At 74.0% G+C, this 12,596-nt stretch carries 8 protein-coding genes; 4 read left to right on the top strand and 4 right to left on the bottom strand.

The window, feature by feature from the left end:
• The first annotated feature begins 53 nt into the window (after positions 1-53).
• On the top strand, positions 54-1,331 hold the full coding sequence (locus tag ACFWZ5_RS06185; protein ID WP_384788913.1) for an MFS transporter: 1,278 nt from the start codon (positions 54-56) through the stop codon (positions 1,329-1,331).
• Positions 1,332-1,378: 47 nt separating this feature from the next.
• Here ACFWZ5_RS06185 and ACFWZ5_RS06180 read toward each other — a convergent pair whose 3' ends face one another.
• Both ACFWZ5_RS06180 and ACFWZ5_RS06175 read right to left on the bottom strand, forming a co-directional pair.
• Positions 1,379-2,056, bottom strand: coding sequence for an AIM24 family protein (locus ACFWZ5_RS06180; protein WP_384788911.1), 678 nt, complete (start codon positions 2,054-2,056; stop codon positions 1,379-1,381).
• A gap of 56 nt (positions 2,057-2,112) precedes the next feature.
• Positions 2,113-2,967, bottom strand: coding sequence for a family 16 glycosylhydrolase (locus ACFWZ5_RS06175; protein WP_384788908.1), 855 nt, complete (start codon positions 2,965-2,967; stop codon positions 2,113-2,115).
• Positions 2,968-3,259: 292 nt separating this feature from the next.
• On the opposite strand from ACFWZ5_RS06175, the gene prcB reads away from it, so the two are divergent.
• Positions 3,260-4,105: a proteasome subunit beta gene (gene prcB, locus ACFWZ5_RS06170; RefSeq protein ID WP_384788905.1), complete on the top strand. Its 846-nt coding sequence runs from the start codon at positions 3,260-3,262 to the stop codon at positions 4,103-4,105.
• Between the two features lie 32 nt (positions 4,106-4,137).
• Here prcB and ACFWZ5_RS06165 read toward each other — a convergent pair whose 3' ends face one another.
• Positions 4,138-5,058, bottom strand: a complete 921-nt coding sequence (locus tag ACFWZ5_RS06165) for a LysR family transcriptional regulator (protein WP_384788902.1) — start codon at positions 5,056-5,058, stop codon at positions 4,138-4,140.
• Positions 5,059-5,190: 132 nt separating this feature from the next.
• On the opposite strand from ACFWZ5_RS06165, the gene ACFWZ5_RS06160 reads away from it, so the two are divergent.
• Positions 5,191-6,483 (top strand): MFS transporter, encoded by a 1,293-nt coding sequence (locus ACFWZ5_RS06160; RefSeq protein ID WP_384788899.1) that lies wholly within the window; start codon positions 5,191-5,193, stop codon positions 6,481-6,483.
• Here ACFWZ5_RS06160 and ACFWZ5_RS06155 read toward each other — a convergent pair.
• Positions 6,395-6,778 carry a MerR family transcriptional regulator gene (locus tag ACFWZ5_RS06155; protein WP_384788896.1) on the bottom strand — a complete coding sequence of 128 codons (384 nt, stop codon included), beginning with the start codon at positions 6,776-6,778 and terminating at the stop codon, positions 6,395-6,397. The two genes, ACFWZ5_RS06160 and ACFWZ5_RS06155, sit on opposite strands and share 89 nt — an antisense overlap.
• A 308-nt stretch (positions 6,779-7,086) precedes the next feature.
• Here ACFWZ5_RS06155 and ACFWZ5_RS06150 point away from each other — a divergent pair, with 308 nt between their 5' ends.
• The gene (locus ACFWZ5_RS06150; RefSeq protein WP_384788893.1) at positions 7,087-12,588 is read left to right on the top strand and encodes an amino acid adenylation domain-containing protein; all 5,502 of its coding nucleotides are present in this window, start codon (positions 7,087-7,089) and stop codon (positions 12,586-12,588) included.
• The last annotated feature ends 8 nt before the right edge of the window (positions 12,589-12,596 follow it).

Below are 12,596 nucleotides of genomic sequence, written 5' to 3'. Positions count from 1 at the left end.
TGGATGCGTGTGCCCGCACGGACCGAGGGCCGATTCCACTCACAGGACAGGCAATGCCGAACGCATACCGCGAGATCTTCTCCGCACCGGGCACGAAGGCCTTCAGCTCCGCAGGCCTGCTCGCCCGCCTTCCGCTGCCCCTGACCCACATGGGCATCCTCACGATGCTGTCCGAGACGACCGGCGAGTACGCGCTCTCCGGCCTGGTCGCGGGCGCCTTCACCTTCTCCATGGCGTTCCTCGGGCCACAGGTCTCCAAGGCGGTGGACCGGCGCGGACAGAGCCGCGTCCTGCCCGTCGCCACCGGCGTCAGCGTGCTCGGCCTCGCCGGGCTCCTGCTGTGCGCCTCCACCGGCGCGCCCCGCTGGACGCTGTTCCTGTTCGCGCTGCTCTCCGGCCTGATGCCGAGCATGAGCGCGATGGTCAGGGCCCGCTGGACGGAGCTCTACCGCGGCACCCCGCGGCTCACGACGGCGTACTCGATGGAGTCCGTGGTGGACGAGCTGACGTACGTGATCGGCCCGGCCCTCGCCGTGATCCTGTCCACGGCCCTGTTCCCGCAGGCCGCCCCCATGGCCGCGGGGCTCCTCCTGCTCGTCGGCGTCGCGCTCTTCGTACCCCAGAAGAGCACCGAGCCGCCGGTGAAGCCGCGGACGCGGGAGGGTGGCGAGGCGTCGGCGATCCTCTCGCCGCCGGTCCTGGTGCTCGCGCTCGTCCTGCTGTGCGGCGGCGCGATCCCCGGCATGGTCGACACGATGGGCCTCGCGTTCGCCGAGCGCGCGGGCGACAAGTCCCTCGCGGGACTGGTCTTCGCCGTCTACGCGATCGGCTCGGGCATCTCGGGCCTGGCCTTCGGCGCCCGCGGGCTCGGCGTTCCGCTGCCGCGCCTGCTGCTCGTCGGGGTGACCGGCACGGCGCTGACGACGCTGCCGTTCCTGCTGGTGGACGGCGTGGCCGGGATGGTCGTCGTGGTGTTCTTCGCGGGCGTGTTCTTCGCCCCGACGATGGTCGTGGTCATGGGCATCGTGGAGCGTACGACGCCGGAGCACGCGCTCACCGAGGCCATGACGTGGATGATCGCGGGCCTGCAGAGCGGCGTCGCGATCGGCGCGGCCGTCACCGGTGTCGTCTACGACCGGTTCGGCGCCACCGCCGGGGTCACGGTGTCGGTCGCCGCCGGGGCCCTCGCCCTCGTCCTGACGGTGTCCGCCCTGCCGATGCTCCGGCGCCACCTCACGCGGCCGGAAGAGGCGGAAGGGGCGGAAGAAGGAGCGGAAGAAGGGGCGGAGGAAGGGGCGCCCGCCGCGGCGCCGAGTGCCGTCGCCCGCTGAGGAGTCGGCGCGGAGGCCGGCCGCCCCATGGCGGCCGGCCACCCCGCTCAGTGCTGCTGCGGCTTCTGCGGCTGGGCCTCGCTCGGCCGCACGATCACGAAGCCGTCGCCCTGGAGCATCAGCTGCACCGCCTCGCCGGAGCCGCCGCGCAGCATCGAGCCGATGGACTGCGAACGGTGCAGCGATGTGTCGAGGTTCGCGCTCCAGCCGACGACGGCGTCGGTGTCCACGTACACCGGCGACTGCGGGGTCACCGGAATCACCAGCGGCTCGCCCTCACACATCAGGCCGAGCCTGCCGTGCCCGGTGAACACGCTGTTGAAGAGCCCGCCGCCGCTGATGCCCGAGCCCTTCACGGTCTTGATCTCATAGCTCAGGGACGCGTCGAAGCACAGCACGTTGCGCCCGTTGATCGTGAGCGCGTCGCCCGGCTCCACGTCGACGACGAACACACTGTGCGCCTCGTGCGCGAACCACGCCTCGCCCTGGCCGCGCACGGTCATCAGCGGCAGACCCTCACCCGTGACCGCACGCTTGAGCATGCCGCCCACGCCTTGGCTCTTGCGCTCGAACTGGAGATTCCCGCGGTAGGCGATCATCGCGCCCTGCCGCGCCAGCATCTCGCCGTTCACGACGTACCTGAGGGACTTGGAGTTCTGCACGGTCATGCCCGGGGCGGTGGCGGGCTCCGCCAGGTGCTGCTTCGAGAAAAGGTCACTCTTCATGCGGGCATCCTGCACCGCACGGGATGTTTCGCCAAGTCATCGGGGGTGCACCGCCGTCAGCTGACGCGGACGTAGTCCACGGTCAGCCGCTGCGGGAACACCGTGCTGCCGTCCGGGTCGCCGGGCCAGTAGCCGCCGACCGCGAGGTTCAGGATCAGGAAGAAGGGCTTGTTGAACGCCCACTGCCTGCCGCCGAGGTCGGCCGGGGTGCGGGTCTGGTAGACGCGTCCGTCGACGGACCAGGTGACCTTGTTCGGCGACCAGTCCACCGCGAACGTGTGGAACCTGTCCGCGAACGCCTCGCCGCCGGGCAGCGTGTACGCGGCGCCGATCCCGCCCGAGCCGGAGTACCCGGGGCCGTGCAGCGTGCCGTGGACGGTGCCGGGCTCGAAGCCGACGTTCTCCATCACGTCGATCTCGCCGCAGTTCGGCCAGCCCACGCTGCCGATGTCGGCGCCGAGCATCCAGAACGCGGGCCACATGCCCTGCCCCCGGGGCACCTTCATGCGGGCCTCGACGCGGCCGTACGTCTGCGTGAACCTGCCCGCGGTGTTGAGCCGCGCCGAGGTGTACTCGCACCGGCCGTACCAGCACTGGTAGTTGGCCGGGTTCTCCTTGCGCGCGGTGATGACCAGGTTGCCCTGGCCGTCGAGCGCGGCGTTCTTGGTGCCGGACGTGTAGTACTGCCGCTCGTGGTTGTTCACGTTGTCGCCGGTCTCGGTCTGCCACTTGCCGCCGTCGACCGCCGACCCCGCGGGCCCGTTGAAGTCGTCGGAGAACGCCAGGGCTCCGGCGGGGCGCGGCGCGGGTGCGGCCGACGCGCCCGCGGGGGTCACGGCCAGGGCGCAACAGACCAGGGAGAGCGCGCAGAGCGCCGCGCGGCGGCGCCGGGGGAGGGGGTGCACTGTCATCACATCGCTTCGAGTGGGGGGAGTTCAGGACATGGTGCGTGCATGACAATCTGTTATCGGGAAGTGAAGGCTGAGAGCGCTCACAGACCCGATGTGCTTCTACTGGATTTACGGCAGACGCGAAGGGCCGTCAAGCGGTCGGTACGGACCGGCTTGCCGACGGCCCCGTCCTGTTACGGGCCGGTGTGCGTCCGGCAACTCCGGCCCGGGGTTAGGTATTTGGGGGCGGCGGGTAGGGTGCGCCCAAGATCCGTCGTCCGCCGGACACGCGGCGGCAGGCCCGGGAGGGAACATGAACAACGGCTCGCACGGCACGGGCGGTCTCCCGCCCGCCTTCATGGCTCCCGAGACCTCGTCCTTCGTCGACTTCCTCGCGGCGCACGCACCGGATCTGCTGCCCGCCAACCGCTCCCTGCCGACGCCGCACGATGGCTTCGACGCCCCGCACGGCACCACGATCGTCGCCGCCACGTACGCGGACGGCGTCCTGGTCGCGGGCGACCGCCGTCTGACGATGGGCAACGTCATCGCGCACCGGGAGTACGACAAGGTCTTCCCCGCCGACGGCCACTCGGCCATAGCCATCGCGGGCACGGCGGGACTCGCCGTGGAGCTCATCAAGCTCTTCCAGCTCGAACTGGAGCACCACGAGAAGATCGAGGGCACCGCCCTGTCCCTGGTCGGCAAGGCGAACCGCCTGACCACCCTGGTCCGCGGCAACCTCGCCATGGCGATGCAGGGCCTCGCCGTGGTCCCGCTGTTCGCCGGGTACGACCTGGACCGGGGCGCGGGGCGCGTCTTCACGTACGACGTCACCGGCGGCCGCAGCGAGGAGCGGGGCATCGCCGCCACCGGCTCGGGCTCGGTCTACGCCCGCGGCTCCCTGAAGAAGCTCTACCGCGAGGGCATGTCCGAGCACGACATCGTCCTCGCGGCCGTCCAGGCGCTGTACGACGCCGCCGACGACGACACGGCCACGGGCGGCCCCGACCTCACGCGCCGCCTCTACCCGCTGGTGGCCCTCGTCACCGAGGACGGCTATCGGCAGCTGTCGCAGGACGAGGTCTCCGAGGTCGCGCGGTCCGTGGTGGACCGGCGCCAGGAGGCACCGAACGGACCGCGGGCGCCTGTCCTCTAGCCGTCGCCCAGCAGTCACCGGTCACTCGGCAGTCACCGCGCCCAGACCGGTGTCCACGTCCCCGTGCCGGGACGCGCGGTGCCGAGATGGGCGCGGAGCGCGGCGAGCGCGGGGTGCGGGTTGTCGCCGCGCCAGATCAGCGAGTGCGGGTAGACCGGCGTCGGGTCGTGCACCGGGACGCGCCGCAGATCCTGGCCGGCCGGCCAGACCAGGCGCGTTCCCGCGCCCACGAAGGTCGCGAGCACCGGTGAGTCGGCGATCGTGTCGAGGAGCGGCTCGGTGCCGAAGTCGGGACCCGTCACCTCGATGGTGAGCCCGAACGCGGCGGCCAACTCGTCGTAGTACGCCGCCCACTCCGTGCCGTGGACGATGCCGGGCATCCAGATCCGGTGCCCGGCGAGCCGCGCGGGCGTCACCGCGCGGGCGGTGGCGAACGCGTGCCGCGGTCCGGTGAGGAGCTGGAGGGGCTCGTCGTGGACCCGGGCGGTCTCGACGCCGTCGGGGAGCCGGTGCCCGGGCACGGTGACGGCGCGGAACGACGCGTCGATCGTGCCGGACCTGACGGCGGCGACGGCCGCGTCCGCGTCGAAGAGCGTCACCACGTCGAGGTCGGTCCCGGGCCGCGCCCGGTGGAAGTCGCGCAGCAGCTCCGCGGGCGCGAGCCGCCGCCCGATCACGTCGACGCGCAGCGCACGGCTGCCGGGCCGCACGGACGCCGCGGCCCGCTCCGCGGCCTGGAGGAGCGCGCGGGCGTGCGGCAGGAACGCCTGCCCGTCGATGCTGAGCCGCGCCCCGCGCGCGGTGCGTGTGAACAGCCGCACACCCAGGCTCTTCTCCAGCGAGGCGACGCGCTTGGAGGCCGCCTGCTGCGTGACCGACAACTGGGCCGCCGCTTCCTGGAACTGCCCCGTGTCCGCCACGGCGACGAAGGTGCGCACGGCGTCGAGATCCATACCGGTCACCCTAGACCCACAACCACTGGTTGTAGCGTGCGGATGCCGTAGTTGTTTGATCAGCCACCGGCTCGCTCACTTGAATGTCGCCGAACGCCGTCGGATGTCGTCGGTCGACGAGGGGTGCGGTGCATGAAGGACGGGCGGTCGCTGGGGCGCGGCTTCCGGTGGCTGTGGGCGGCGTACGCGGTCAGTGCGTTCGGTACGCGGCTCGCCTTCGACGCGTTTCCCCTGATCGCGATCCTCGTGCTCGACGCCGGGCCGTCCGAGGTGGCGGCGCTCGCGGCCGCGGGGCTCGCGGTGGGGGCGGCGGTGGCGGTGCCGCTCGGCCCGTGGGTGGAGTTCCGCCGCAAGCGGCCGGTGATGGTCGCGATGGACCTCACCCGGTGCGCGACGCTCCTGAGCGTGCCCGCCGCGTACGCCCTCGGTTGCCTCAGCTTCGTACAACTCCTGGTGGTGTCGGTCGTCGTCGCGGCGGCCGACATCACCTTCAACGCGGCGAGCGGCGCCTGCCTGAAGGCGCTCGTCGGGCCGCGGGACCTGCTGGCCGCGAACGGCCGGTTCGAGGCGACGGCATGGACCGCCACCATGCTCGGACCGCCGCTCGGCGGGGCCGCGATCGGGCTCTTCGGCCCGGTCCTGACCGTGGTGGCCGACGCGGTCAGCTACCTCCTCTCGGCGGCGGGGATCCGGGCGATCGGCGGCGCCGAGCCGCGCCCCGTGCGCGCGGACGCGGCGCCGCGGCTGCGCGCGGGCGAACTGCTCGACGGGTGGCGCCACATCCTGGCCAGCCCGGTGCTGCGCCCGCTGTTCCTCAACACGGTCCTCGTCAGCGGTCTGATCATGGCGGCATCGCCGCCGCTGGCCGTCCTGATGCTCGGCGACCTCGGGTTCGCGCCCTGGCAGTACGGGCTCGCCTTCGCCGCGCCCTGCGCCGGCGGCCTGATCGGGTCGCGGCTCAGCCCACGGCTCGTCGCGCGGTTCGGGCGGCGGGAGGTCCTGCGGACGGCCGGGGTGCTGCGGGTGTGCTGGCTCATCGGCCTCGCCGCGGTCGGCCCGGGCGCGGGCGGGATCGTGCTCGTCATGGCCGTGGAACTCGGGATGATCACCTGCATGGGGGTGTTCAACCCGGTGTACGTCACCTACCGCCTCGAACACACCCCGGCGGACCTGGTCGCCCGCACCCTGACGGCGTGGTCGGTCAGCAGCAAGGCGGCCGTCGCGGTCCTGACCGGGCTCTGGGGCCTGCTCGCCGCCGTCACCGGGCCGCGCACCGCGATCGCGGCCGCCGGGCTGCTGATCCTGGCGACGCCGCCGCTCCTCGTGCCGCTGTCCCTCAGCCGGTGGGCGCGGCCTGCCGGGAGCGGTCGGCGGCCGCGTCGATCACGTCGTCCAGGACCTCGCGGGACCGGATCAGGTCGGTGATCTGGCGGTTGATGCGGTCCCGCTCCGCGCTGAGCTCCGACACGAGGAGCGGCGTGGCGATCTCGGAGGGGCCGCCGTCCGTGTCCCGCATGCAGGGCAAAAGCTGGGCGATCTTCGTGCTGTGCAGGCCCGCGGCGTACAGCTCCTGGATGCGGATGACGCGGTCCACCGCGGAGTCCGGGTAGTCGCGGTGGCCGCCGGGGGTGCGCTCCGATGACAGGAGGTCCTGCTTCTCGTAGTAGCGCAGTGAGCGTTCGCTCACGCCCGTGCGGCGGGCCAGTTCGCCGATGCGCATCGTCTCGTTCACCTCGCGTGCGGGTCGCTGGGGCGGGTACGAGGGTAACCCTGGCGGGGGCTCTCCCCATTCCCGCCGCTTCCCGCTGTATCAATCAGCGGCTCCGCCGCGGGCAGGGGGCTCCGCCCCCTGGGCCCCCTTTTATCCGGCGCTGCGCGCCTCGTCCTCAAACGCCGGACGGGCTATTCCCGGCGGGGCCGGGCGCCTCGTGGGGGAATTCGGGTAACTCCACCTTCCCGACGCCTCATTGACGCCCCGCGGCCCCCGTGGTTACTTTGATCAAGCAACCGACATGGGGGAGGGCGGTCATGGGCGAACCCGTCGGCGTGCACGTCCTATTCGAGGAATGGGCGGCAAGGACCCCGGACCGAATCGCCGTCCTGAATGACGGCGACGCCACCACCTATCGCGAGCTGAATCACCGGTCCAGACAACTGGCCGGGCGGCTGAGGGAGTTGGGCGTCGGCCCCGACACCCCCGTCGGCATCCACCTGCCACGCGGCACCGACCTCGTCGTGGCGATGCTGGCCACCCTCCGGGCAGGAGGCGCGTTCCTCCTGGCAGACCCGGCCCAACCCGCCGCCCACGTACGGGCGTTCCTCGCCGGGGCCCGCCCCGTAGCCGTCCTCACGGACACGCGGTTGGCGGCGCGATTCGTGGGTATGAATACGGCCGTTGTCCGATGCGAGCCGGAGTGCGCGGAGGTCGGCAGGGACGTTTCACCCGAGAATGCGGGAGGGCATCAGGACCAGCTCGCCTGCATTGTGCGGACATCCGGTTCGACCGGTGTCCCGAAAGGAGTTCTCGGTACTCATCGGGGAATCCTCAATTGTCTTCACTGGATTGACACGTATTACCCATTCGAAGCCGGGGAGATCGCCGCACAGCGGACATCTCCCGACTTCGTGGACGCCGTCTGGGAAATTCTCGCTCCGCTCTGCGCGGGCGCCACTCTTGCCGTCGTCCCGGAATCGGCGGCGCGCGATCCGCGGCTGCTGCTGCGCTTTCTGGACGAGACCGGCTGCGGCCGCCTGGTCCTCGTCCCCTCCCTGCTGCGGTCGCTCCTGGACGCGCTCGCCGCCGGCGCCGAGCCGCCCGTCCGCCTCACGCGCTGGCTGTGCAGCGGCGAGGAGCTGCCCGCCGCCCTCGCCGCGGAGTTCCGGCGCCGCCTCCCGGACGCCCGGCTCGTCAACGTGTACGGCATGTCCGAGGCGGCCGCCGACGTGACCTGGCACGACGTCGGCGCGGATGACGCGCGGCGGGAGCGGGTGCCGCTCGGGGAGCCGATCCCGGGCGCGTACGTGCGGCTCCTGCGGACCGACGTACCGGCCCTGGTCGCGCCCGGCGAGACCGGGGAGATCTGCGTCGGCGGCCGGGGCCTGGCCCGCGGCTATCTGCACCGGCCCGGCGCCACCGCGGCCGCCTTCGTGCCCGACCCCTCGCCCGACCGGCCGGGGGCACGCCTCTACCGCACGGGCGACCTGGCCCGGCGCCTCCCGGACGGCAGCCTGGAGTACCGAGGGCGGGCCGACCACCAGGTCAAGATCCGTGGCGCCCGCGTGGAGCTCGCGGAGGTCGAGGCCGCGCTGCGCGCCCACCCGCGCGTGGCCCGCGCGGCGGCCACGGCATGGCCGGCCGGCCCGGACGGCACGCCACGCCTCGTCGCGTACGTCGTCCCGGAGCCGGGGCCGGAGTTGGCGCAGAGGCTGGGGCTGGAGCTGGAGCCGAGGTCGGAGCTGGGGCCGGAGCCCAGGCCGGGGCTGGGGCCGGAGCTGGGGCTGGAGCCGGAGTTGGAGCCGGAGTTGGAGCCGGAGCCGGAGCCGGAGTTGGCGCCGAGGCTGGAGCTGGGGCCGGAGCCGAGGTCGGAGCTGGGGCCGGAGCCCAGGCCGGGGCTGGGGCCGGAGCCGGAGCCCAGGCTGGGGCCGGATCCGGAGCCGGAGTTGGATCCGGATCCGGAGCCGGAGTTGGAGCCGGAGACGGGGCCCAGGCCGGGGCCGGAGTTGGCGCCGAGGCCGGAGCCGGAGCCCAGGCCGGAGCTGGGGCCGGAGCTCAGGCTGGTGCCGGAGCCGGAGCCGGAGCCGGAGCCGGAGCCGGGGCCCGAGCCCGAGCCGGAATCGGAGTCGAGATCTGTCCCGGGCCCCGACCGGCAGCCGCCCCTGACCGACGACTCGCTGCGCGCCTACCTCACCGACCGTCTCGCGAGCCACATGCTGCCCAGCGCGTACGTGCTCCTGCCCGAACTGCCCCTGACCGCGGGCGGCAAGGTCGACCGCCGCGCCCTGCCTGCCCCGTCCGGACTCCGCCCCCGCCTCACTACGCCGTACATCGCCCCGCGCACCGCCGCCGAGCGACTGGTGGCCGACATCTGGTCGCGAACCCTCGGCATCGCCCCCGTCGGCGCGGACGACGGCTTCGTCAGCCTCGGCGGGAACTCCCTGACGGCCATGAGCGTCACGGCGGAGCTCCGCGCCCGCGCGGACATCGAGCTGCCGGTCGCCACCGTCTTCGAGACCGGCACGGTCGCGGAACTCGCACGGGCAGTGGAGAGGGGGCAGGGGCAGGGGCGGACGACCGCGGGGAGTGCGGAGTCCGGGGCGCCCGACGCGGGGGAGGGCGAGGCGGCCGGGGTCCTGCCCGATCACATCCCCCTCACCTCGGCGCAGCGCCGACTCCTCTTCCTCGACCGCCTCGCACCGGAGAGCCCCCGCTACGTCCTGCCGTACGCCTACCGCGTCACCGGCCCCCTCGACGCCACCGCCCTCGCGGCCGCGCTGCGCGAACTGACCGTCCGGCACCCGGCGTTGCGCACCGTCGCGACCAGCGTGCGGGGGCGCCCGGCCGGACGGGTCCTCGCCGCGGACGACGCCGCAGCCCCGCTGGCCGTGCACGACCTCCGCGACACGGCGGCGCAGGCAGAGCAGGCGGCGCGGGCGGAGCGCGCGGACCTGGTCGATGCCCGGCTCCAGGAGCTCGCGCGGCAGCCCTTCGACCTGGCGCGCGGCCCGCTCCTGCGCGCGCTGCTGCTGCGTACCGGCGACGACGAGCACGTCCTGGGCCTCGCGTTCTCCCACCTGGCCGTGGACGGCGCGTCGCTCGCCACCGTGCTGCGGGACCTCGCGGACGCGTACGCCACCGCGCTCGACGGCGGCCCGCCCCCGGACCCGGCGCGCGCGGAGGCCGCCCACCGGGACTTCGCCGTACGCCAACTCCGCAGGGAGGAGCGGGAGGCCGCCGGGGACTCCGGCGCGCTCGCCCACTGGCGCCGCCGCCTGGACGGACTGCGGCCGCTCGACCTGCCCACGGACCGGGCCCGTACCGCCGCGCTCGATCACGCGGGCGGGGTGCACCACCTGACGGTCGGGGCCGAGACGGCCGTGGCGCTGCGGCAGTTGGCGGCGCGTACCGGCACGTCCCTGTACACCGTCGTGCTCGCCGCCGTGCAGACCCTGCTCGCCCGTATGAGCGGGCAGACGGACATCGCGGTCGGCGCGCCCGTCTCCCTGCGGGACGCGGCGCGCGCGGACGTCGTCGGCTTCTTCGCGGACACGCTCGTCCTGCGCGGCGACCTCGACGGCGACCCGACGGTCCGTGAACTCGTCGCCCGCGTGCACGACACCGTGCGGCTCGCCGTGCGCCACCGGGTGCCGATGCAGCGCCTCGTCGAGGAGCTCGCGCCGCCGCGCCTTCCGGGGCGCTCACCGCTGTTCGACGTGATGGTGGTCCAGGACGAGGGGCACGCCCGGCTCGACCTGCGCGGGCTGCGCGCGACCGGCCTGCCGCTGCACACCGGCGCCGCCATCTTCGACCTCACCTTCTACGTCACCGAGCCGCCGGAGGTGGGCGGCGGCGCCGGGCTCGGCATCACCCTGGAGTACCGCTCGGCGCTGTTCGAGCACGCGACCGCCGTACGGATCGCGGAGCGCCTGGAGACCGTCCTGCGGGCGCTGCCCGACGCGGCGGACCTCCCGCTCTCGCGCGTCCCGGTCCTGCCCGAGCGCGAGCGCGCCCACGTCCTCGGCGCGTGGAACGACACCGCCGAGCCCGTGCCGGACACCACCCTCACCGACCTGGTGTGGGACCGGGCCGCGCGCACCCCGGACGCGCCCGCCTGCCGCGGGGCGGGCGGTGAGCTCACGTACCGCGAACTCGTCGACTGGGCCGCTGACATCGCCGCCGCCCTGCGGGCCCGCGGCGCGGGGCCGGGCCGGGTCGTCGCCGTGTGCCTGCGGCGCGGCCCCGCACTGCCCGCCGCCCTGCTCGGCGTCCTCGCCACCGGCGCCGCCTATCTGCCGCTCGACCCGGGCCAGCCGCGCGCACGGATCGGCTGGATGCTCCAGGACAGCGCGGCGGCCGTGGCCGTGACCGGGCGCGAGGAGTCCGCGGCGCTGCCCGACGGCGTCGACACGCTGCTCCTGGACGCCCCGCCCACCGCCCCCGCCGAGCGGGCCACCGCACCGGACGCCCCCACGGCCCGCCCCGACGACGCCGCGTACGTCATCTACACCTCCGGCTCCACCGGCCGGCCCAAAGGCGTCCAGGTCGCCCACCGCTCCGTGGTCAACCGGCTGCGCTGGACCCGCCGTCTGACGCCGCCCGAGCCGGGCCTGCGCGTGCTGCAGAAGACGCCCGTCACCTTCGACGTGTCCGTGTGGGAGCTCTTCTGGCCGCTCACCAGCGGCGGCACGCTCGTGTTCGCCGAGCCGGGCCTGCACGGCGACCCCGACCACCTCGCCCGGCTCATCGAGGGCGAGAGCGTGCGGGTCGCGCACTTCGTGCCGTCGACGCTGCGGGCGTTCGCGGCGGCGGGGAAGCTGCCCGCGCTGCGTGGCCTCAAGCTGCTAGTGCTCAGCGGCGAGGCCCTCGACCGCGACCTCGCGGACACCGTGCTCGCCGCGCTCGGCCCGGACGTCGCCGTGCACAACCTGTACGGGCCCACCGAGGCATCCGTGGAGGTGAGCCACTGGCGGGTCGGGGAGCGGGCCGACGGCAGGGCGCCGATCGGCAGGCCCATCGCCAACACCCGCCTGTACGTCCTCGATCAGGCACTGCGGCCGGTGCCGCCCGGCACACCGGGCGAGCTGCACATCGGCGGCGCCGGGCTCGCCCGCGGCTATCTGAACCGCCCCGCCCTGACCGCCGAGCGGTTCGTGCCCGACCCGTTCGGACCGCCCGGCGGCCGCCTGTACCGCACCGGCGACCTGGTGCGGCACCTCGCCGACGGCGAGCTCGACTTCCTCGGGCGCCTCGACCACCAGGTGAAGATCCGCGGATTCCGGGTCGAGCTCGGCGAGGTCGAGGCGGCGCTGACGGCACAGGACGGCGTGGCGCGGGCCGTGGTCGTCGCCCGGGAGCACGGCCCCGGAGACCGCAGGCTCGTCGCGTACCTGACCCTGCACGGCACCGGCCCCCACGGCACCCCCGCGGGCCTGCGCGACGCGCTCGCCCGCACCCTCCCCGCCCCCATGCTGCCCAGCGCGTACGTCGTCCTCGACGCCTTCCCGACCACCGCGTCCGGAAAGCTCGACCGCGCCGCGCTGCCCGCGCCACGCTACGGCGGGGAGCCGACCGAGGCCGACGCCGGGCCCGGCGACGGGACGGAGGCGGAGATGGCGCGCCTGTTCACCGAAGTCCTCGCCGCCGGGCGCCCGGTGGGCGTGCGGGACGACTTCTTCGAGCTCGGCGGGCACTCCCTGCTCGCCATGTCCCTGCTGGCCAAGGTCACCGAGACGTTCGGCACGACGCTGCCGCTGCGCGCGGTGTTCGACTGCCCCACGCCCACCGAGCTCGCCGCCGCGCTCAAACGCGGCTGACCACCCGT

This window comes from Streptomyces sp. NPDC059003 (assembly GCF_042740445.1).
GTDB lineage: Bacteria > Actinomycetota > Actinomycetes > Streptomycetales > Streptomycetaceae > Streptomyces.
Note: the sequence above shows the minus strand (reverse complement) of the source record. Positions and strands in the feature narration are given on the sequence as shown.